General features: G+C 69.7%; 21 protein-coding genes and 5 tRNA genes. 16 read left to right on the top strand and 10 right to left on the bottom strand.

Annotated elements, in window-relative coordinates:
• The 5 genes from ACFWV8_RS07690 to ACFWV8_RS07710 form a co-directional block, all read right to left on the bottom strand.
• Window positions 1-982, bottom strand: a 982-nt coding sequence (locus ACFWV8_RS07690; protein WP_384198867.1) for a nitrate- and nitrite sensing domain-containing protein, incomplete at its 3' end; no start/stop codon positions are given.
• A 343-nt stretch (window positions 983-1,325) separates the two neighbouring features.
• Window positions 1,326-1,907 (bottom strand): ATP/GTP-binding protein, encoded by a 582-nt coding sequence (locus tag ACFWV8_RS07695; RefSeq protein WP_078074889.1) that lies wholly within the window; start codon window positions 1,905-1,907, stop codon window positions 1,326-1,328.
• A complete protein-coding gene (locus ACFWV8_RS07700; RefSeq protein ID WP_189105262.1) occupies window positions 1,888-2,295 on the bottom strand; it encodes a DUF742 domain-containing protein in 408 nt (135 codons plus the stop codon). Before ACFWV8_RS07700 ends, ACFWV8_RS07695 begins: the two co-directional genes overlap by 20 nt.
• 109 nt (window positions 2,296-2,404) lie before the next feature.
• Window positions 2,405-2,818: a roadblock/LC7 domain-containing protein gene (locus ACFWV8_RS07705; RefSeq protein ID WP_023538416.1), complete on the bottom strand. Its 414-nt coding sequence runs from the start codon at window positions 2,816-2,818 to the stop codon at window positions 2,405-2,407.
• Window positions 2,819-2,827: 9 nt separating this feature from the next.
• Window positions 2,828-6,760: a nitrate- and nitrite sensing domain-containing protein gene (locus tag ACFWV8_RS07710; protein WP_384198868.1), complete on the bottom strand. Its 3,933-nt coding sequence runs from the start codon at window positions 6,758-6,760 to the stop codon at window positions 2,828-2,830.
• 579 nt (window positions 6,761-7,339) lie between these two features.
• Here ACFWV8_RS07710 and ACFWV8_RS07715 point away from each other — a divergent pair.
• From ACFWV8_RS07715 to gltX, 3 genes are all read left to right on the top strand, one after another.
• Window positions 7,340-7,516: a hypothetical protein gene (locus ACFWV8_RS07715; protein ID WP_384198869.1), complete on the top strand. Its 177-nt coding sequence runs from the start codon at window positions 7,340-7,342 to the stop codon at window positions 7,514-7,516.
• Between the two features lie 121 nt (window positions 7,517-7,637).
• Window positions 7,638-8,438 (top strand): fumarylacetoacetate hydrolase family protein, encoded by an 801-nt coding sequence (locus tag ACFWV8_RS07720; protein WP_384198870.1) that lies wholly within the window; start codon window positions 7,638-7,640, stop codon window positions 8,436-8,438.
• Complete coding sequence (gltX, locus tag ACFWV8_RS07725) at window positions 8,431-9,906, top strand: glutamate--tRNA ligase (RefSeq protein WP_384198871.1); 1,476 nt, start codon at window positions 8,431-8,433, stop codon at window positions 9,904-9,906. The genes ACFWV8_RS07720 and gltX overlap by 8 nt, the downstream gene beginning before the upstream one ends.
• A 314-nt stretch (window positions 9,907-10,220) precedes the next feature.
• Here the strand turns inward: gltX and ACFWV8_RS07730 are convergent, their stop codons facing one another.
• Window positions 10,221-10,547 (bottom strand): hypothetical protein, encoded by a 327-nt coding sequence (locus tag ACFWV8_RS07730; RefSeq protein ID WP_384198872.1) that lies wholly within the window; start codon window positions 10,545-10,547, stop codon window positions 10,221-10,223.
• Between the two features lie 115 nt (window positions 10,548-10,662).
• Here ACFWV8_RS07730 and ACFWV8_RS07735 point away from each other — a divergent pair, with 115 nt between their 5' ends.
• The 6 genes from ACFWV8_RS07735 to ACFWV8_RS07760 all read left to right on the top strand — a co-directional run bounded on the left by ACFWV8_RS07735 (window position 10,663) and on the right by ACFWV8_RS07760 (window position 11,968).
• On the top strand, window positions 10,663-11,385 hold the full coding sequence (locus ACFWV8_RS07735; RefSeq protein WP_384198873.1) for an HAD family hydrolase: 723 nt from the start codon (window positions 10,663-10,665) through the stop codon (window positions 11,383-11,385).
• 90 nt (window positions 11,386-11,475) lie between these two features.
• Window positions 11,476-11,547 (top strand) — tRNA-Gln (locus ACFWV8_RS07740).
• A 19-nt stretch (window positions 11,548-11,566) separates the two neighbouring features.
• Window positions 11,567-11,639, top strand: a tRNA-Glu gene (locus ACFWV8_RS07745).
• A gap of 61 nt (window positions 11,640-11,700) precedes the next feature.
• A tRNA-Glu gene (locus ACFWV8_RS07750) sits at window positions 11,701-11,773 on the top strand.
• A 26-nt stretch (window positions 11,774-11,799) separates the two neighbouring features.
• Window positions 11,800-11,871 (top strand) — tRNA-Gln (locus ACFWV8_RS07755).
• A 24-nt stretch (window positions 11,872-11,895) separates the two neighbouring features.
• Window positions 11,896-11,968, top strand: a tRNA-Glu gene (locus tag ACFWV8_RS07760).
• A gap of 89 nt (window positions 11,969-12,057) precedes the next feature.
• Here ACFWV8_RS07760 and ACFWV8_RS07765 read toward each other — a convergent pair.
• Complete coding sequence (locus ACFWV8_RS07765) at window positions 12,058-12,723, bottom strand: MerR family transcriptional regulator (RefSeq protein ID WP_384198874.1); 666 nt, start codon at window positions 12,721-12,723, stop codon at window positions 12,058-12,060.
• 145 nt (window positions 12,724-12,868) lie between these two features.
• Here ACFWV8_RS07765 and ACFWV8_RS07770 point away from each other — a divergent pair, with 145 nt between their 5' ends.
• Window positions 12,869-13,351, top strand: coding sequence for a DUF4188 domain-containing protein (locus tag ACFWV8_RS07770; RefSeq protein WP_384198875.1), 483 nt, complete (start codon window positions 12,869-12,871; stop codon window positions 13,349-13,351).
• 134 nt (window positions 13,352-13,485) lie between these two features.
• Here ACFWV8_RS07770 and ndgR read toward each other — a convergent pair whose 3' ends face one another.
• Window positions 13,486-14,202 (bottom strand): IclR family transcriptional regulator NdgR, encoded by a 717-nt coding sequence (ndgR, locus tag ACFWV8_RS07775; protein WP_329381031.1) that lies wholly within the window; start codon window positions 14,200-14,202, stop codon window positions 13,486-13,488.
• 179 nt (window positions 14,203-14,381) lie between these two features.
• On the opposite strand from ndgR, the gene leuC reads away from it, so the two are divergent.
• From leuC to ACFWV8_RS07795, 4 genes are all read left to right on the top strand, one after another.
• Entirely contained in the window at window positions 14,382-15,806 is a 1,425-nt protein-coding gene (leuC, locus tag ACFWV8_RS07780) for a 3-isopropylmalate dehydratase large subunit (RefSeq protein ID WP_384198876.1), read from the top strand.
• 6 nt (window positions 15,807-15,812) lie between these two features.
• A complete protein-coding gene (gene leuD / locus ACFWV8_RS07785; protein WP_384198877.1) occupies window positions 15,813-16,421 on the top strand; it encodes a 3-isopropylmalate dehydratase small subunit in 609 nt (202 codons plus the stop codon).
• Between the two features lie 104 nt (window positions 16,422-16,525).
• Window positions 16,526-16,753, top strand: coding sequence for a hypothetical protein (locus ACFWV8_RS07790; protein WP_147878303.1), 228 nt, complete (start codon window positions 16,526-16,528; stop codon window positions 16,751-16,753).
• Window positions 16,754-16,895: 142 nt separating this feature from the next.
• Entirely contained in the window at window positions 16,896-17,549 is a 654-nt protein-coding gene (locus tag ACFWV8_RS07795) for an HU family DNA-binding protein (protein WP_384198878.1), read from the top strand.
• 90 nt (window positions 17,550-17,639) lie between these two features.
• Here ACFWV8_RS07795 and ACFWV8_RS07800 read toward each other — a convergent pair whose 3' ends face one another.
• Window positions 17,640-17,840 carry a hypothetical protein gene (locus ACFWV8_RS07800; RefSeq protein ID WP_384198879.1) on the bottom strand — a complete coding sequence of 67 codons (201 nt, stop codon included), beginning with the start codon at window positions 17,838-17,840 and terminating at the stop codon, window positions 17,640-17,642.
• 17 nt (window positions 17,841-17,857) lie between these two features.
• The gene (gene cofC, locus ACFWV8_RS07805; RefSeq protein WP_384198975.1) at window positions 17,858-18,637 is read right to left on the bottom strand and encodes a 2-phospho-L-lactate guanylyltransferase; all 780 of its coding nucleotides are present in this window, start codon (window positions 18,635-18,637) and stop codon (window positions 17,858-17,860) included.
• 187 nt (window positions 18,638-18,824) lie between these two features.
• Between cofC and ACFWV8_RS07810 the strand changes: the two genes are divergently transcribed.
• Entirely contained in the window at window positions 18,825-19,577 is a 753-nt protein-coding gene (locus tag ACFWV8_RS07810; protein ID WP_384198880.1) for a lysophospholipid acyltransferase family protein, read from the top strand.
• Window positions 19,574-20,575 (top strand): NAD(P)H-dependent glycerol-3-phosphate dehydrogenase, encoded by a 1,002-nt coding sequence (locus ACFWV8_RS07815; RefSeq protein WP_329381017.1) that lies wholly within the window; start codon window positions 19,574-19,576, stop codon window positions 20,573-20,575. Before ACFWV8_RS07810 ends, ACFWV8_RS07815 begins: the two co-directional genes overlap by 4 nt.
• The last annotated feature ends 34 nt before the right edge of the window (window positions 20,576-20,609 follow it).

The raw sequence follows: 20,609 nt of genomic DNA on the forward strand, positions 1-20,609 counted from the left end.
CCACCGAGCCCTCCTGGGCCGGCGGGGCGATGAACTTCTGGCCCGCCGCCGCGGCCTGCTGCCGCGCCGCCGCGAGCTTCTTCGCGCCCTCGGCGGTCTTGTCGGCCATCACCTTCTGGAGTTTGGCCGTGTCCTCGTCGGTGCCGCCGGAGACGTACTCGGCGACGGCGATGTCCTCCAGGTAGGCGTAGGAGGAGAACGCGATCGACTGGCCGGCCCTGACCGCCGGCTTCTCGCTCGGGCGCACCAGCAGGTGCAGACCGATGGAGCGCTGGAGCGAGGTGGCGGCCTTGGCGAGCTGGATGGCGTAAACCGTACGGCCGTAGCTGGTGATGTTGCCGGTGCCGAGGCCCAGTTCGTTGGAGAACTCCATGAGGGAGTGCTGGACCAGCACATAGCCCTCTTCGGTCGCCACGGGGCCGCCGTTGCGGCCGGTCTTGTCGGGCGTCTCGACGCCCGCCGTGTACGCCGTCTTGCGGATCGTGTCCAGCTTGGGCTCTTCCGTGCGGAAGAGCCGCAGCCGCCGCTCCAGACCCTCGTCCTCGGGCATGGAGGCGACGGCGTGGTCGAACGTGGCCTTCGCGGCGTCGGTGGCCGCCCTGGCGTCCACGACGACCTTGTCGTCGCGCTTGTTCGTCAGCAGGGGCTGGGCGGTGAGGTCGCGCTCGTTGAGCAGGGCCTGGCCGTAATCGGACGCCGCCCGCACCACGAGCGCGGTCCGCTCCGCGTCCTGCGCCTCCTGCCAGGTGTCGATGGAGCCCTTGACCTGAAAGCCGCCCGTGACGAGGCCGACGAGCACGGGTATGAGGAGGATCGCGTTCAGCCGGGTCGGAACCCGCCAGTTGCGCGGGGACAGCCGACTGCCGCCGCCGGGTACCGGGGGCTTCCCTGGTGCGTCCGCAGGCGGCGCCGCTGTACGCCGCGGCGGGGTGAAGTTGCCCCGCGCCGCCTGCTCCGCGGAGCTCGTCTTCCTACGCCTCACTCGACCAACAACCTCTCGGCGTCGGCACCTACGTACGCTGTGCCGTTTTTCGTTCAGGTCCGCACTACTGGGGAGTTCAGGGAATTCCAGCACGTGAGGCGGTCCCGTTCCAAACAGTGGGAATCAGCCATTCCGAGTGGTCCATACCTCAGATAAAACGGGCATAAAGAACGAGCCCCGCCAAAAGGCAAGGGCGATGTGAGCGCAGGGATACCACCCGAACGCGTCGAGTGTTCGAGCGGCGTGAATTCTCTTTCGAAATGTTATGAACACCGGTGTGGGCTATGTCAAAAGACACAGCCCACACCGGGTCCGCGCTACGGCAACTGCCGTACGGAATCGTCTACTTGAGGCGAGCCATGAGTGCGTGTTCGACCAGAGTGATCAGCCCGCTCTTGGCATCGGCGCGGTGCCGGGCGTCGGTCGTGATGATCGGGGCGTCCGGGCCGATCTGGAGCGCTTCGCGTACTTCCTCGGGCGTATAGGGCTGGTGTCCGTCAAAGCCGTTGAGGGCGATGACGAACGGAAGTCCCGAATTCTCGAAGTAGTCGACGGCCGGGAAGCAGTCGGCGAGACGGCGGGTGTCGACCAGTACCACGGCGCCGATCGCGCCACGTACGAGGTCGTCCCACATGAACCAGAAACGGTCCTGTCCGGGCGTACCGAACAGATACAGGATCAGGTCCTGGTCGAGCGTGATACGGCCGAAGTCCATAGCCACCGTCGTGGTGGTCTTGTCCCCGGTATGAGTGAGGTCGTCGATCCCGGCGGAGGCGCTGGTCATGACGGCCTCGGTACGCAGCGGGTTGATCTCCGAGACGGCGCCGACGAACGTGGTCTTGCCCACGCCGAACCCACCCGCCACCACGATCTTCGCGGAGGTCGTCGAGCGCGCCGCTCCGCCGCTAGAGCTTGCGAAGTCCACTGAGCACCCTTTCGAGCAGTGTCACATCCGGCGTGCCGCCGGCCTCTCCGTTACCCGGCTGGTGGATGGCCACCATGCCTGCCTCGGCCAGGTCGGCCACGAGGATGCGCGCCACACCGAGCGGCATGGACAGCAGTGCCGACACCTCGGCGACGGACTTCACCTCGCGGCAGAGATGGCAGATCCTCTGGTGCTCGGGGAGCAGCCCGGCGAGATGAGCCGGATCGGCCGTCGTACTGACCAGTGCCTCGATGGCGAGCTGGTACCGCGGCCGCGTCCGGCCGCCGGTCATGGCGTACGGACGTACCAACGGCTGGTCGCCCTCATGTCCGTAGGACGCGTCGACTGAGGCGCCGTACGGATCGTGAGAGGCGGGTGGCGGGGTCATGAATCCTCCGGGCGTGACAGCAAGATGTCTGCGTGCCGTCCGACTGGGCCGGGGTGGGGCCGGTTCGCGGCCTGACGGTGGTTGGCGCTGTGGGCGGTACCTGGAAGCCTCAGTGCAGCAGGCTCCCCTGGAGCTCGGCGCGCAGGTCCGGTGTCAGTACCGTGCCTGCCCGGTCGACCAGGAGGGCCATCTCGTAGCCCACCAGGCCGATGTCGCAGTCGGGGTGTGCGAGCACCGCGAGTGAGGAGCCGTCGGAGACGGACATGAGGAAGAGGAAACCGCGGTCCATCTCCACGACGGTCTGGGTCACAGGCCCGCCCTCGAAGATCCGGGAAGCTCCCGCGGTCAGTGAGGTCAGACCCGACGCGACGGCCGCGAGTTGATCGGCACGGTCACGCGGGAAACCCTCGGACATGGCCAGCAGCAGGCCGTCGGCGGATACGACCACTGTGTGGGACACCCCGGGGGTGTTGTCCACAAAGTTGGTGATCAACCAGTTCAGATTCTGCGCCGCCTGGCTCATCGGACTCAACTAACGCTCCTGCTGGTGAGAGGGGCCGAGGTTGAAACTGCCGGTCGTCGAGCTGTCGGCGGTACGGCCGCCGGCCTGACGACCCTGCTGAATTCCCCGGCGAAGGTTGGTCAGCCGGCCGCGTACGTCATCCGGCGAACGCGAGACCTGCGGACCGGTCTGGTTGCTCTGCTCCTGAGCGGTTCCCGGTACCAGGTTGGCACGCGGGACCCGCCGAGGCAGACCTGAGGTGGTGATTCCGCCCGCGGCGGGTTTCTTGACCCGCTCGGCCTGGCGTACCAGCTCGTCATTGGGTGACGTGCGCCAGGAGGACGTGACGGCGCCGTTGCCGTTCGCGTCGCCGTTCGCCGGCTGCCGCTGCGGCATCGGCGGAGGGGAGACCGGCCGGTCCGGCATCCCCTGCGGGGCCTGCGGCTGGAAGGGCTGTTGCTGGAACGGCTGCTGCTCGGGCGGTGCCGGTACGCCGGGTACCTCGGGCTGCGCGGGGCGGCCGGGGCCGCCGCTCTGCTGCCCGTGGAACCAGTTCGTCTCCAGCGTGTCGAACAGCGGCGTACGGCCGTCGCCCGGCCCGGCCGGGGGCAGTGCCTCCGGCTGCGGCTGCTGGGGAAGCGCGCCGACCGGCGGACGCGGTGCGCCGAAGTCGGCGCGGTTCGGGCCGTTCTGGCCGAAGTCGGGACGGCCCTGGCCCTGGTCCAGGCTCGGACCGCCTTGTCCGGGCGGCGGGTTCTGGCCGAAGAGATCGGGGTTCGGGGCGCCGGGCGCCGCGGACGGCTCCGGGGGACGGGGCGCGTTGAAGTCCGGCCGGGGGAACTGTTCCGTGGACCCCTGGTCCCGGCCCTGACCCTGCCAACCGGCATTTACGTCGCCCGAGTTGGGGATCGGGTGGGAGCCCGTGTCGCTGTATCCGCTGCCGCCGCCGAAACCGCCGGGGGCGGCGTTCAGGTCCGGCCTCGGACCGTCGAAGTCGGGACGCGCGAACTCGGCGGTGGAGCCGGGCCCCTGGCCCTGGCCCGCCGACGGCCTCGCGAACTGACCGGTGTTCTCGGGCTCCTCGTGGCCGCGCGGGGTGTCCGGCGAGAACCGCCCCGGTGCGGGCTGCGCGGGCTGCTGCCCCGTACCCCAGGTGGTCGTCGCACTCGTCCCGGGACGCTGCGGGCGCTGCGGCGGCTGCGGGTTGCCCCCCGGCAGCTCGGCGCGCGGTCCGCCGGGCGGCGGCAGCTGACGGCCGCGGTCCACCGGCGGCGGTCCGCCGGCCGGCCCCGTCGCACCCTGCGGGAAGGCGCCACGGTCGCGGTTGCCGGGGCCGCCCCGTCCGTTCGGGCTGGAGAGGCTCTGACCGGGCCGGGCGAGCCGGCCACCGGCCTGCGGCACCGGACCCGACGGCCGGCCGGGGCCCGGCTGGGCCCCCTGACGGCCCGGACCCTGCTCACGGGGACTCGTACCGAACAGGCTCGGCTGTCCCGGCCCCTGCCCGGCACCCTGGCCCGCGCCCGGCCGCTGCTGATCCTGCGGCGGACCGGACTGCGGCCTGGTGGGCAGCCCGCTCTGCATCCCGTTCCTGGCCGGCAGCGCGGCACGCGGCCCCGTACCGGCACCGACCTGGCCGCGCGAGGGCGGACCGGCGAGACGTCCGCCGCCGCCCGCGCCCGCCTCACGGGCAGCAGCGCCGCCCGCGAGCCCAGCGGCGATACCGGACTGGCCGCCACCGAGGGCGCCCTGGCCGCCGGGCGACTGTCCGCCCGCGCCGCCCTGCGCGCCGGCGCCGGGGCGCGGCGGCATCTTCTTGCCGCCATTGGCGACATCGACGGGCAGCATGACCAGCGCGGTCGTGCCGCCGGAGTCGGAGGGGCGCAGCTGAATCCTGATGCCGTGCCGCAGGGAGAGCCGGCCGACCACGAACAGACCCATGCGGCGCGAGACCGAGACATCCACGGTGGGCGGCGACGCGAGCCGTTCGTTGATCGCCGCCAGGTCCTCCGGCGAGAGACCGATACCGGTGTCGTGGATCTCGACGAGCACGCGCCCGTCGGGCAGCGCGTGACCGGTGACGCGGACCTTCGTCTGCGGCGAGGAGAACGATGTCGCGTTCTCCAGCAGCTCGGCGAGCAGGTGCACGAGGTCGTTGACGACGCGGCCTGCGACCTCGGTCGTGGGCACCGAGGCCAGTTCGATCCGCTCGTACTGCTCCACCTCGGAGGCCGCGGCACGGAGCACGTCGACCAGCGGGACGGGGCGGGTCCAGCGACGGCCCGGTTCCTCACCGGCGAGGACCAGCAGGTTCTCGCCGTTACGGCGCATACGGGTCGCGAGGTGGTCCAGCTTGAAGAGCGAGGAGAGCTGGTCCGGGTCGGCCTCACGGGACTCCAGCTCGGAGATCAGCGAGAGCTGACGCTGGATCAGACCCTGGCTGCGGCGCGAGAGGTTGGTGAACATCGCGTTGACGTTGCCTCGCAGCAGCGCCTGCTCGGCGGCCAGTCGGACGGCCTCGCGGTGCACGTCGTCGAAGGCCGCGGCGACCTTTCCGATCTCGTCCCTGGAGTGCACACCGACCGACTCGACGGAGGTGTCCACGTCCTGCGGGTCGGCCTCGGAGAGCTGCTTGACCAGCTCGGGCAGCCGGTCCTGGGCGACCTTGGTGGCCGTCTCCTGGAGGCGCCGCAGCGAGCGGATCATGGAGCGGGCGACGACGAAGGCACCGACCAGCGAGACGCCGAGGACGACGAGGATCAGCGCACCGTTGATGAGCGCGTCCTGCTGCGACTTCTCCTTCAGCTGGCGCGCCTTGTTCTCCATCTCACCGAGCAGCGTCTGCTCGATGATGTTCATCGCGTTGATCTTGGCGGACGCCTGGTCGGTCCAGTCGAGGTACGAGCGGTTCGGCCGCCCCTCCAGACCGCCGGAGATGCCGAGAACCCGCTGCGCGTACTCGTCGGCCGCGTTGATCTCGGGGTTGCCCTTGCCGCTGAGCGGCGCCGTCAGCTCCTCGGCGTTGCCGCCCATCGACTCGTACAACGCGTCGAAGGAGGCGAGGGCGTTGTCGCCCTTGGTGGCCGCCGCCAGACCGTACAGCCGGTCGTTCTCGTTGAGATCGCCCTTCTGCTTCGGGTCGGCGGGGAGCGCGGAGGCGATGATCGCGCGCTGGATCGACGCGTACTCCTTGGCGGAGGAGAAGGCCGCCAGGGCGCGGGTCCGCTTGATCATGTCCGGGTTGCTGGTCGCCTGCGCCATGTCCTGGGAGAGGCTCAGCAGCGAGTCGATGAGACCGCTGTAGGCGTCGACCGTCAGGGAGTGCGTGGCGTCCGTGTCGTACGCGTCCTTGCGGATTTCCTGGATCTTGTTGACCTGGGTCGCGATCTGGCTGACGTTGGCGCGGATCGACTCCAGCGCCTGGTCGCCGTCGGTGTTCCCGATGTCGACGGTGGCGCCGAGGAACGCCTTCTTGGCCCGGTCCGTCTTCGTACGACGGTCCTGCACCTTGAAGTCGTTGGGGTTCGCGCCGTTGGTGAGCGGACCTGCCGACTCGTCACGTTCCGCCTGGAGCGCGGCGGCGAGGCTGGTCGCCTCCTTGGTCATCTTGGTCAGCAACTGCATGTGCTCCAGCTGCTTCATGTCGTTCATGGACTCGTTGATACGGAGTCCGCCCAGCGTGGTGGCCGCGACCACCGGCAGGGTGAGCAGCGCCACCAGGCGTGTGCTGATCCGCCAGTTGCGCAGAGCTATTCGCGAACCCGCGTCCGTGGACTGCGACTTGGGCGCGGTCTCCGGGGCGTCGCCACCAGGCGCCGCACCGGTCTTGGCACCCCGATCACCACCCTCGCCGACCGGACCCGGGCCCGGGTTCTGGGTGTGCTGGGGCGAGGAGCCGCGGTCGGTTCCGCCGCGGGGCTCCTGCTCCGCCGCAGCGCTGCTATCCCTCTTGAAACGTCCCTGCACTAGCGTCGCAACCTCTGGACCAGGCGTCCCCCCGCAGAACGGCGGGACGGTGTCGGCGTCGTGGAGCGCAGAGTGCGCTCCAAGGTGGTCGTTGAGTGACCGGCGATGCTCCCCTTCCCCGCATGCCACTCGGCGCCGCGTCGCGCCCTTACGCGCCGTCCTGAAGAACCCGCGGCGGTGCGTGGAATTTCAGCACAGAGCAGGATCTCCAACAAGGGCCGTGTACCTGGCTGTGACCTGTGTGACACGTTGTGAGTGACGCGTGACGATCGGTAGAAGGTGTTCGGGGAGGAAACGGACTTCCCGGAACGAGTCCCTTGTGGGTGCGGGGTGCCCCAGTCCTGATGATCAGGAGAGGAATGGCGGGTTCGGTAGCGCATTGTCCGTTTCCACCGGTCTCGACCACTGTCCCTGATGGGCGAATTGCCCGGCAGGTCGTGAGCAAACTCACATGGAGATCGCTGCTGCCTCCGGGCTTTCGCGGGGAATTAGGTGTTTAGCCTGACGCTTTACAGAGACGGCACATTCGACAACCGGCGCTCCTGAGCACCCGTACCCCGACAAGGTCTGAAGCAACCCATGAAGACGACGAAGATCTTCCGCAACACCGCCAACCCCCGCCGCACGACGCTGGCGAACCTCGACGACGCCGGGGAACTCCTCCCGCCCGTCGAGCGGGAACACTCCGTCGACCTGCCGGTCCGCACGGCCAATCCGCAGCGTACGACGCTGATCGACGCCCCCGTCGCACAGTAGGGCACGCCGCCCGGCGGCCACGCACCGCGTCGGCCGCCGCCCCTCACCGCGCCAGGCTCTAATCTGGGACGTCAGTCTCCAGTCAGCCAGCCAGCAGCAAAGTAAGGGGCGACAGCAACCCGTGCGCATCGCCAGATTCTCCATCGACGGCAATGTCGCCTTCGGCGCGGTCGAGGAGGACGGCACCGGCGGTACGGCCGCCGGCCTCGTCCTCGACATCATCAAGGGCATTCCGTACGCCGACTTCGAGCTCTCCGGCACCAAGGTCCCGCTGAGCAAGGTCAGGCTGCTCCCGCCCGTGCTGCCCAACAAGGTCGTGGCCGTGGGCCGCAACTACGCGGCGCACGCGGCGGAGCTGGGCAACGAGGTGCCCGAGGCGCCGATCACCTTTTTCAAGCCCACCACCTCGGTGATCGGCTCCGGTGACGCCATCGAGTACCCGTCGTTCTCATCGGACGTCCAGTACGAGGCCGAACTGGCCGTCGTCATCGGCCGTATGTGCCGCGAGGTCCCGCGCGAGCGCGTCAAGGACGTGATCCTCGGGTTCACCTGCGCCAACGACATCACCGCCCGCGACACCCAGCGGCGCGAGAAGCAGTGGGCCCGCGCCAAGGGCTTCGACACCTCCTGCCCGCTCGGCCCCTGGGTGGAGACCTCCATCGGTCTGCCGGCGGTCGCCGACGGCCTCGCCGTCCAGTGCACCGTCAACGGCGAACAGCGCCAACTGGGCAGCACCCGCGACATGATCCGCTCCGTCGAGGACCTCGTCGTGCACATCACCGAGGCCATGACACTGCTCCCGGGCGACGTCATCCTCACGGGCACCCCCGCGGGGGTCGGCCCCCTCAACGTCGGCGACGAGGTCGCCGTCACCATCGAAGGTATCGGCACTCTCACCAACAAGGTGATCAAGCGTGGCTAACGCGACCGTCCGCGTACGTTTCTGTCCATCGCCGACCGGCAACCCCCACGTGGGCCTGGTCCGCACCGCCCTCTTCAACTGGGCGTTCGCCCGCCACCACGGCGGCACCCTGGTCCTGCGCATCGAGGACACCGACGCCGCGCGCGACTCCGAGGAGTCGTACGAGGCGCTGCTCGACTCGCTGCGCTGGCTCGGGCTCGACTGGGACGAGGGCCCCGAGGTGGGCGGCACGCACGCGCCGTACCGCCAGTCGCAGCGGATGGACATCTACCGGGACGTCGCCGGCAAGCTGCTCGCCGCCGGCCACGCGTACCACTGCTACTGCACCCCCGAGGAGCTGGAGGTCCGCCGTGACGCCGCGCGCGCCGCGGGCCGCCCCTCCGGGTACGACGGCCACTGCCGGGACCTGAGCGCCGAGCAGAAGGCGGCGTACGAGGCGGAGGGCCGCACCTCCATCGTCCGCTTCCGGATGCCCGACGAGCCGATCACCTTCACGGACCTGGTCCGCGGCGAGCTGACCTTCACGCCGGAGAACGTGCCCGACTACGGCATCGTCCGCGCCAACGGGGCGCCCCTCTACACCCTCGTCAACCCCGTCGACGACGCGCTGATGGAGATCACCCACGTCCTGCGCGGCGAGGACCTGCTCTCCTCCACGCCCCGTCAGATCGCGCTCTACCAGGCGCTGATGGGGCTGGGCGTCGCCCACTTCGTGCCGCAGTTCGGCCACTTGCCGTATGTGATGGGCGAGGGCAACAAGAAGCTCTCCAAGCGCGACCCGCAGGCCTCGCTCAACCTCTACCGCGAGCGCGGCTTCCTGCCCGACGGGCTGCTCAACTACCTGTCCCTGCTGGGCTGGTCGTTCTCCGCCGACCAGGACGTCTTCTCCCGCGAGGAGATGGTCGGCGCCTTCGAGATCACGGATGTCAACGCCAACCCGGCGCGTTTCGACCTGAAGAAGGCCGAGGCGATCAACGCGGACCACATCCGGCAGCTGGACGTGAAGACCTTCATGGAGGCCTGCGCCCCGTGGCTGCGGGCCCCGTACGCCAACTGGGCCCCGGAGGACTTCGACCAGGCGGCCTTCGAGGCGATCGCCCCGTACGCGCAGACGCGTGTGACGGTGCTGTCCGACATCACGGCCAACGTGGACTTCCTGTTCCTCGACGAGCCGGTCGAGGACGAGGCGTCCTGGACGAAGGCGATGAAGGGCGACCCGGCCGCGCTGCTCACGACGGCCCGCGCGAAGCTGGCGGACGCGGACTGGTCGAGCGCCGAGTCCCTGAAGAACGCGGTCCTCGCGGCCGGTGAGGAGCACGGCCTCAAACTCGGCAAGGCCCAGGCCCCGGTCCGCGTCGCGGTCACCGGCCGCACGGTGGGCCTGCCGCTGTTCGAGTCCCTGGAGATCCTCGGCAAGGACCGCACCCTGCACCGCATCGACACGACGCTGACGAAGCTCACGCGGTAGCGCTCCGGACAGACGACAAAGGGGTGGCGCCCGACGGGGAGCCACCCCTTGGCCGCGTCCTACGGCGCCAGGCGCCGGTCGGAGGGCCACGAGATCGACGACGTTGATCACGACGTGCCGGTTCGACACGACGTACGTCACGAAGCCACCGGCGAACGCCGCCGACCAGCTGTTGTCGCGGTTGCTCGTCGCGGGCGGGCCGAACGGATTGACGGCGAGCCGTTTCTCCAGCACGGAGAGGGCGTCGCGTTGAGGCGCGGTCAGCGCGGCCTTGCAGCGGGCCGCCCGGTCCGCGTACCGGATCGCGTACGCGCTCACCCGTGCCCCCTCACGTCCACCGGGTTGTTCTCCGCGTCGTAGGCGTTGCCTTCCTCGTCCCGGAAGACCATGCCCTCGGTGTCGCCCTCCGACATGCGCTTGATCGTGTGCTCCACGTCGTCCAGATAGCCCGGGGTCGCGCACGCGCAGGCGAACGGGAACCACTTGTCGACGACGCCGGCCAGCGCCGCCTGGTCGAAGTCGGCCGCCGCGCTGAGCCAGTCCTGCTCGAACGCCCGCAACCAGTCGGGACGCCGCTGCAGCGCCGTGCGCACTGCCTCCGGAGTTCTCTCGCAGGCCTCCGGGTCCACTTCAGGGACCATGATCAACTCCCTCGGCGGGTGGGGGCGACGGGACGGCCATGCTAGGGCCTGCCTCCCGCGGCGCACGCTGCCGCGGAGACATCGAACCCGTACGAGTGGCCGGTACCTTCGGGGTATGCCGATCCGCGCCGTCGTCTGGGACATCGACGACACCCTCTTCGACTACACCACCGCCGACCGCGCCGGTATGCGGCTGCATCTCGCGGCCGAAGGGCTCGCCGGCCGATTCGGCACCGTCGACCGCGCCCTCGCGTACTGGCGCGAGATCACCGACATCCAGTGGCTGCGGTTCGCCGACGGCGAGACGACCTTCCAGGGGCAGCGCCGCGACCGCGTCCGGCAGTTCCTCGGTACGGAGGCGCTCGGCGACAGCGACGCCGACGCCTGGTTCGACCGCTACGTCACGCACTACGAGTCCGCCTGGAAACTCTTCCCCGACGTCCTCGCCGCACTGGACACCCTGGCCCCCGACTACCGCCAGGCCGTCCTGTCCAATTCGAGCATCCACAACCAGGACCGCAAGCTCCGTGTCCTCGGCGTACGGGACTACTTCGAGGCCGTCCTGTGCGCCGCCGAGCTCGGCGTTTCCAAGCCCGACGCCGCCGCCTTCCACGCGGCCTGCGAGGCCCTGGAACTCGACCCCTCCGAGGTCGCCTACGTGGGGAACGAACCGGACATCGACGCCGGCGGCGCCACCGCCGCCGGACTGGCCGGAGTCTGGCTCGACCGGGGGCGGCTCGGCGGCCGCCCCGAGCTCGTGACGATCACCGATCTGGGCCGCCTTCCCGCTCTGCTGCGCGGTGATACTCGTTTTGGAGCGCCGTCCCACATCGGGTAATGTTCTTCCTGCGCCACCCCAGAGACCGCGAGGTCTGGCCGGAAGGCGCAAAACCCAAACAAAACCCCCATATCGGGGGTTGAGTTTTGGTGGGCTATGGTGTAATTGGCAGCACGACGGTTTCTGGTTCCGTTAGTCTAGGTTCGAGTCCTGGTAGCCCAGCGCAGAGTTCTTCTGCAACGCCCCCGTTGTGTAGCGGCCTAGCACGCCGCCCTCTCAAGGCGGTAGCGCCGGTTCGAATCCGGTCGGGGGTACAGATCCTTCTCTCCGATTTCTTCGGGTCGCACCCGGACATGTCGATGCAGGATCGCTAGGGCCCCCGTTGTGTAGCGGCCTAGCACGCCGCCCTCTCAAGGCGGTAGCGCCGGTTCGAATCCGGTCGGGGGTACGCAGAACGCAAGGCTGAACCACCCTTGGGCTATGGTGTAATTGGCAACACGACGGTTTCTGGTTCCGTTGTTCTAGGTTCGAGTCCTGGTAGCCCAGCTCAACTCAACGCTCCACCTGCTGGCCCCCGTTGTGTAGCGGCCTAGCACGCCGCCCTCTCAAGGCGGTAGCGCCGGTTCGAATCCGGTCGGGGGTACGTGACGAAAAGGCCCTCCGCAATCGCGGAGGGCCTTCTCTCTGTCCCCAGCTCTGTCCCCGTCCCCGGGGCCGTTCGTTCGGGCGCCCTCAACTCCCGCGGCTGTATCGCCGGTTGGACTCCTCCGCCTCCGCCAGCCGGCGCAGGCTGAGCAGCACCGGCTCGTACAGCACCGTGAGCGCCACCGCCGCCTCCACCTGCTCGTACGGGTCCCCGTACCGCTCCACCATGTCGATGTCGGTGACGCCGAGTTGGTCGGCCAGCCGCCCGTACGGCAGCAGGTCTGCCAGCTCGCACGGATAGCCGGTCCTGGCCAGTCCGGCGATCGCGCCAACCAGGACGCGATACGCGGCCTCCGCGGCGCCCGACGCCAGCGCGAATGTCCAGCCCAGTTCCTCGAACAACTCGTCCGCCCGGCGCCGGGCGGCCTCCGTCTCCTCGTCCAGTTCACCGGACTCGAAGGCGGCGTCCAGCGCCCCGTCGTTGGGCAGCGCCCTGATCGCGGAGCCCAGACGCGCGTGGTGGTCGATGGACTCGTCCTCGATGGCGCCGAGGACCTCGCGCGCGGTCGCGACCGGCATCCGGCCCACCTGGATCAGCGCGCGGACGAGACGCAGCCGGCGCAGGTGCTCCTCGCCGTACGTGGACTGCGTGGCGGTGACCCGGTGGCCCGGTCTGAGCAGCCCCTCCCGCAGGTAGTACTTGATCGTGGCGGTCGGGACCCCACTGCGCTCGCTCAGCTCCGCCATGCGCATACCGCTTGCACCTTCCCTTGGAGAGTGCCACTATCTAATCATGGATAGCGGCACTCTCCAACGGGGGTGCCGCCCGTACGCCGCCGCCGCGCGGCCGTAATCAGCTGGAACGAACCGGAAGCAACCGGAACCAAGGGGGATCGTCATGCGTACAGAACTGATCGACGGCCGGATGACCGCGGACGCGAAGGGCGACGTCGTCGTCTTCCTCATCGGGATGCGCGTCAACAACTTCCGTGCCCTGCGCAGCTGGTGGCCCGTGTTCACGGCCATGCCGAGGATGCTCAAGGAGGTGTCACGGGACAAGGACAGCGGGATGATCGGCCTCCAGACGCTGATGGGCTTCCCGCGGGTGCTGTACGTCGTCCAGTACTGGGACTCGAAGGAGAAGCTGCTCGCCTACGCCTCCGCGCCGGACAGGCAGCACCGCCCCGCCTGGGCGGAGTTCAACCGGCGGCTGCGCGCCGGCAAGGGCAAGGTGGGCTTCTGGCACGAGACGTACGTCGTCCCGGCGGGCTCGTACGAGAGCGTCTACATCAACATGCCGGCGTTCGGCCTCGGCGCGGCCACGGAGGTCGTCCCGGTGGGCCGTCGCGGCGAACGGGCGGCCGACCGGCTCGGCGGGTGAGTGCCGGCGTGGTGAACTCTCCAGCTCCGTCAACTCCCCGAACACGGGGCCGGAGTTGGGGGTTCCGCGGTGCGGTGAACCGTCGGCGGGCGCGGAGCCCGGCCCCGCCCCGGTGAGCCGCCCCGCGCGGCCGATCAGCCGGTACGCCGCAGCGCCTCCGACAGCCGCCCCGCCGCGTCGATGATCGCCTGCGCGTGCATCCGGCCCGGGTGCCGGCTCAGCCGCTCGATCGGCCCGGACACCGAGACCGCCGCGACGACCCGGTTGGAGGGACCGCGCACCGGCGCCGAGACCGAGGCGACGCCCGGCTCGCGCTCACCGATCGACTGGGCCCAGCCCCGCCGCCGTACCCCGGAGAGCGCCGTCGCCGTGAACCGCGCCCCCTGAAGCCCGCGGTGCAGCCGCTCCGGCTCCTCCCAGGCCATCAGGATCTGCGCGGACGAGCCCGCCTTCATGGTGAGCGTGGAGCCGACGGGCACCGTGTCCCGCAGTCCGGACAGCCGCTCGGCCGCGGCCACGCAGATCCGCATGTCGCCCTGGCGCCGGTAGAGCTGCGCGCTCTCCCCGGTCACGTCCCGCAGATGTGTGAGCACCGGCCCGGCCGTCGCCAGCAGACGGTCCTCCCCGGCCGCCGCCGCCAGCTCGGCGAGGCGCGGGCCCAGGATGAACCGGCCCTGCATGTCCCTCGCCACCATCCGGTGGTGTTCGAGGGCCACGGCCAGCCGGTGGGCCGTGGGCCGTGCGAGCCCGGTCGCAGCGACCAGCCCTGCGAGGGTGGCCGGACCGGACTCCAGAGCGCTCAGTACCAGAGCCGCCTTGTCGAGAACGCCGACGCCGCTAGAGTTGTCCATGCAACGATACTCACGTCTCACTCTGTGAAACGCAAGTTCAATTTTCCGGGGAACTTGCCAACCTGTACGCATGGGCCCGCACCCGAACCGGGCCCGCAGCCGACGCGGGCACGGGGGACCGGCGTGGGCCCCACATATCTCCAGGACTGCCGGCGGCGCTGCCGGCCGAAGGGAAAGCGATGGGTAGGACACTCGCGGAGAAGGTCTGGGACGACCATGTCGTCCGGCGCGCCGAGGGCGAGCCCGACCTTCTCTTCATCGATCTGCACCTGCTGCACGAGGTCACGAGCCCGCAGGCGTTCGACGGCCTGCGCCAGAACGGCCGGCAGGTGCGGCGGCTCGACCTCACCATCGCGACCGAGGACCACAACACCCCGACGATCGACATCGACAAGCCGATCGCCGACCCCGTCTCCCGCGTCCAGCTGGAGACGCTGCGCAAGAACTGCGCCGACTTCGGGGTCCGGCTGCACCCGCTGGGCGACGTCGAGCAGGGTGTCGTCCACGTCGTGGGCCCGCAGCTCGGACTGACCCAGCCCGGCACCACCGTCGTGTGCGGCGACAGCCACACCTCCACCCACGGCGCCTTCGGCGCGCTCGCCTTCGGCATCGGCACCAGCCAGGTCGAGCACGTCCTGGCCACCCAGACGCTGCCGCTGGCCCGCCCCCGCACCATGGCCATCACCGTCGAGGGCGAACTGCCCGCCGACGTCACGGCCAAGGACCTGATCCTCGCCGTCATCGCCCGCATCGGCACCGGCGGCGGCCAGGGTTACGTCCTCGAATACCGCGGCTCCGCCATCGAGAAGCTCTCGATGGAAGCCCGCATGACCATCTGCAACATGTCGATCGAGGCCGGCGCCAGGGCGGGCATGATCGCCCCCGACCAGACCACCTTCGACTACCTTCGGGGCCGCGACCACGCCCCCGACGGGGCCGACTGGGACGCCGCCGTCGAGTACTGGCGGACCCTGCGCACCGACGACGACGCCGTCTTCGACGCCGAGGTCTTCATCGACGCCACCGAACTGGCCCCGTTCGTCACCTGGGGCACCAACCCCGGCCAGGGCGCGCCGCTCTCGACGCGGGTCCCCGACCCCGCTTCGTACGAGGACGCCTCGGAGCGGCTCGCCGCCGAAAAGGCCCTGGAATACATGGGGTTGACCGCGGGCCAGGCGCTGCGGGACATCGCGGTGGACACCGTCTTCGTAGGTTCCTGCACCAACGGCCGCATCGAGGACCTGCGCTCGGCGGCCTCGATCCTGGCCGGCCGCAAAGTCGCCGACGGTGTACGGATGCTGGTGGTCCCCGGCTCCGTACGGGTCGCGCTCCAGGCCGTGTCCGAGGGTCTGGACAAGGTCTTCACCGGCGCGGGCGCGGAGTGGCGGCACGCGGGCTGTTCGATGTGTCTGGGCATGAACCCCGACCAACTCGCGCCCGGCGAGCGCTCCGCTTCGACCTCGAACCGCAACTTCGAGGGCAGGCAGGGCAAGGGCGGCCGGACCCATCTCGTCTCGCCCCAGGTCGCCGCGGCTACCGCCGTCCTGGGCCATCTCGCCTCGCCCGCCGACCTGTCCGACACCCGCACCCCCGTGGAGGCCTGAGCGGTCATGGAAGCTTTCACCACACACACCGGCCGGGCCGTCCCGCTGCGCCGCGGCAACGTCGACACCGACCAGATCATCCCGGCGCACTGGCTGAAGAAGGTCACGCGTGACGGCTTCGAGGGCGGGCTCTTCGAGGCCTGGCGCAAGGACCCGGCCTTCGTTCTCAACCAGCCCGAGCGGCAGGGCGCCTCGGTGCTGGTCGCCGGACCCGACTTCGGCACCGGCTCCTCACGCGAACACGCCGTGTGGGCGCTGCAGAACTTCGGTTTCCGCGCCGTCATCTCCTCCCGGTTCGCCGACATCTTCCGCGGCAACTCCCTCAAGAACGGCCTGCTGACGGTCGTTCTGGAGCAGCGCGTCGTCGACCACCTCTGGGAACTGACCGAGGCGCACCCCACCGCGACGGTGACGGTGGATCTCGAAGCGCGTCAGGTACGCGCCGAGGGCCCCGACGGGGCCACGGTGACCGCCGATTTCGAGCTGGACGAGAACGCCCGCTGGCGCCTGCTTAACGGTCTCGACGACATCGGTCTCACCCTGAAGAACGAAGCGGACATCGCTTCGTACGAGGCCTCCCGGCCGTCCTTCAAGCCCCGCACAATTGCCGTCTGATCAGCGCTTTTACCCGTCTGCGCCCCCTGCCTCCAGGTAGGGGGCGCAGTGCCTTGTTGAGACCCCGTCGGGCGACAACTCGCCCCAGATGGCACAATCGGTGCATGGAACGCGACAGTCAACTCGAGCTTTACGGAGTGGTCGCGGACCGGCTCAAGGAAGCGCACACAAGGGTGCGCGCACTGCAAGTCCCGGAGGGCGTACGGATGGCGCTGACCCGGAAGCTGCTGGTCATCACGGCCGCGGCCAAACACGATCTCTTAGACGCGGCACGTCGTCTGGACCGTTTGATGAAGGACCTCGACGAGGGTCGATTCCCGCAAGGCGACTGAAGCCGCGGAACTCCGCGGGGTCGACTTCGTTGCGGCACTAGGGTGATTAGCCCGTTTCGTGTTTGATTTGCGGTATATATCTGCCTAACGTGCGGAAAAGCTTGAACACTTTCGTTCTGGCAATGTCTCCGAAGGGGAAGACGTGAACAAGGCGCAGCTCGTAGAAGCAATTGCGGACAAGGTCGGCGGTCGTCAGCAGGCGGCCGACGCGGTCGACGCGGTACTGGACGCTGTTGTCCGCGCCGTCGTCGCGGGTGAGCGGGTCTCCGTCACCGGCTTCGGTTCGTTCGAGAAGGTCGACCGCCCGGCCCGTTACGCGCGTAACCCGCAGACGGGCGAGCGGGTGCGGGTCAAGAAGACGTCGGTGCCGCGTTTCCGTGCGGGCCAGGGCTTCAAGGACCTGGTGAGTGGCTCGAAGAAGCTTCCCAAGAACGACGTGGCCGTCAAGAAGGCTCCCAAGGGCAGCCTCTCGGGCGGTTCTTCCGCCCGTACGACCGCCAAGGCCGCGGCCAAGAAGGCCACCGCCAAGAAGGCGACGGCGAAGAAGGCCGCGGCCAGGAAGACCGCCGTCGCGGGCACCGCCAAGAGGGCGGCCAAGAAGACCTCGGCCGCCAAGAAGACGGCGACGAAGAAGACCACGGCGGCCAAGAAGTCGGCCGCGAAGAAGTCCACCGCCAAGAAGGCCACCGCGAAGAAGACCGCGCCGGCCAAGAAGGCGACCGCCAAGAAGGCGCCCGCCCGAAAGGTGTCCTCTCGCACCACCACCGCCAAGAAGACCACCGCGAGGAACAAGTAAGCGGCACAAGCTCGTAGGGCCACTCACGCGCCGGGCCGGGCTCCCCTCGGGGAGCCCGGCCCGCGGCGTTGTGACGGCCCTCAGCGGCCCTCAGAGCGTCTGCAGCGTCACCAGGGTGATGTTGCCGCTGTTCCCGCCCTCGCGTTCGATACGGACCCGCTGGCCCGGCCGCAGCAGCCGCAGGCCGCCCGCGTCGAACGCGGCGGCGTCGAATTCCACCGGCGTCCCGTCGTCGAGCAGCACACTGCCGCTGCGGGTCTCGGATTCGAAGGTGTACGCGGTCGCCTGCATGCCCGCCAGCGTATCGGTCAGCACCCCGGCCGCGCCCCGGAGACGGGATCGCGGACCGGACCGTGGATGCCGCAGGACGGAGCGCGCACCGCGCCGTCCGGGGCGCCGTCCGACGCCGGGGCGCGAGCCGCCTGATGCCGCGCCGTGTACGGGCCGAGCCCCAGAGCGGCGGCGGCCAGCAGATCCTCTCCGGTATCGACGTCCCGCCGTACGGAATCCACACCGCCCAGGACAATTTCCACCGCGCCCGTGGACAAATGCCGGTGCCGCGAAGCCCCGCCGAATGCCGGATTCAATTCCGAGCCGCCACGGGCGGCCAGCAAAGTCGTACCGATTTCGGCGGCGTCCGCGAGAAATGCGCGCGGAAAATCCCCGGCGGCGGTGAGCACCCGCGCCAGCTCGGCAGGCCGCAGCGCCGGCAGATCGGCGTTGAGAGCCGCGACGGCAGCCCGCGGCCTGTCCGCCCTGACCGCCCGCGCGCCGTACGCCAACGCCGCGTTGAGCCCGGCCGCCGGACTGTCGGGGACGGCGCGCGCGCCCAGCGCGGTCAGTTCGGCCGCGGCCAGCGGGTCGTCGGTCACAACCACCACGTCGCGTACGACCGGGCAGGCCAGCGCCGCGGCGACGGTGTCCTGGGCGAACGCCAGCGCCAACTGGGGCCGTAGCAGCTCGCCCGTCGACACGGCGAGCCTGCTCTTGGCCACCACGAGCGGCTTGAGCGGGACCACCAGGGACCAGGCGGCCGTCGGGTCGGTGTTCGTGGCGAGCTCTCCGTCCTTACGCGTTCGGCCCTCTATTGTGGCCCGATCGCGCCGCACGGCGCGGTGGAGGGCCCACCGTGCCGCCGAAATGGGGAACGGAGCCCGCAGATCCGGTCCGCGGACCGGGGCGTACGGTGTCCACGACAGGGCAGAGGCCCGGGGCGGCACCCCGCCCCCGGCAGCCAGGCCCGGCCCAAGCCAGGCCACAGAGAAAGGTGTCCGAGTGTCCCGCCCCAGAATCGGCTTCTGGTACCGCCTGGCAGCGGTCATCGCGAAACCGCCGTTGGTCGTTCTGTTCAAGCGGGACTGGCGGGGGATGGAACACATTCCGGCCCACGGTGGATTCATCACCGTGGTGAACCACAACTCGGCTCTGGATCCCCTCTCCTACGGACACTTTCAGTACAACAGCGGCCGGGTGCCGCGACTGCTCGCCAAGGCGGCGCTCTTCGACCTGCCTTTCGTCGGCATGATGCTCCGCGGCACCGGACAGATTCCCGTCTATCGCGAGAGCTCCAACGCCCTGGACGCGTTCCGGGCCGCCGTGAACGCCATCGAGCGCGGGGAATGTGTCGCCTTCTACCCCGAAGGCACCCTCACCCGCGACCCGGACATGTGGCCGATGACCGGCAAGACCGGTGCGGCACGCGTCGCCCTCCTTACGAAGGCGCCGGTCATTCCCGTCGCGCAGTGGGGCGCCAATCTGGTGGTCCCGCCGTACGCCAAGGTGGAGAAGTCCCGATTCCTTTCGCGTCCGACGCTGCGCGTGAAGGCGGGCCCGGCGATCGACCTCTCCCGTTTCTACGGGATGGAGCCGACACCCGAAATCCTCCGTGAGGTCACCGAGGTCATCATGGCGGCCATCACCGAACTGCTCGCCGAGGTACGCGGCGAGCCGGTGCCGGCCGCACCGTACGACCACCGCAAGGTTCTGGAAGAGAAGCGGCGCAAGGCCGCGGAAGAGGGGTTGCAGTGACGCGCGTCGCGGTCTTCGGGACGGGATCGTGGGGAACGGCGTTCGCCATGATTCTCGCCGACGCGGGATGCGAGGTGACGCTCTGGGCCCGCCGCCCCGAGGTCGCCGACGCTGTCAACAGCACCCGCACCAACCCGGAGTATCTGCCGGGCGCCGAACTGCCCTCCTCGGTACGGGCTACCACCGACCCGGCGGAGGCCGCCAGGGACGCCGAGTTCACCGTCATCACCATCCCCTCGCAGACGCTGCGCGCCAATCTCGCCGCCTGGTCGTCCGCGCTGCCCCGGGACACCGTTCTCGTCTCCCTGATGAAGGGCGTCGAACTGGGCACCGCGAAGCGCATGAGCGAGGTGATCGGCGAGGTCGCCCAGGCGCCCGCCGACCGGGTCGCCGTCCTCACCGGCCCCAACCTCGCTGGGGAGATCGCCGCCAGGCAGCCCGCCGCCGCCGTCGTGGCGTGCACCGACGAGGCCGTCGCCACCCGGCTCCAGACGGCCTGCCACACGCCGTACTTCCGCCCGTACACCAACACCGACGTGGTCGGCTGTGAACTAGGCGGGGCGGTCAAGAACGTCATCGGGCTCGCCGTCGGCATCGCCGACGGCATGGGACTCGGCGACAACACGAAGGCGTCGCTGATGACGCGCGGTCTCGCCGAGACCACTCGCCTGGGGCTGGCGATGGGCGCCGACCCGCACACCTTCTCCGGACTCGCCGGAATGGGCGATCTGATCGCGACGTGTTCCTCGCCCCTCTCCCGGAACCACACCTTCGGTACCAACCTCGGGCGCGGCATGACGCTGGAGGAGACGATCGCGGCGAGCACGCAGACCGCGGAAGGCGTCAAGTCCTGCCAGTCGGTGCTCGATCTGGCCCGGCGGCACGATGTCGACATGCCGATCACGGAAACGGTCGTGAGCATCGTCCACGAAGGGAAGCCCCCGCTCGTCGCGGTGAAGGAGCTGATGGCGCGCAGCGCCAAGCCCGAACGCCGCTGACGCGGCGCCGGTCAGCGGGTAACCTCATCGCGAT

The organism is Streptomyces sp. NPDC058665 (genome assembly GCF_042714995.1).
Taxonomy (GTDB): domain Bacteria; phylum Actinomycetota; class Actinomycetes; order Streptomycetales; family Streptomycetaceae; genus Streptomyces.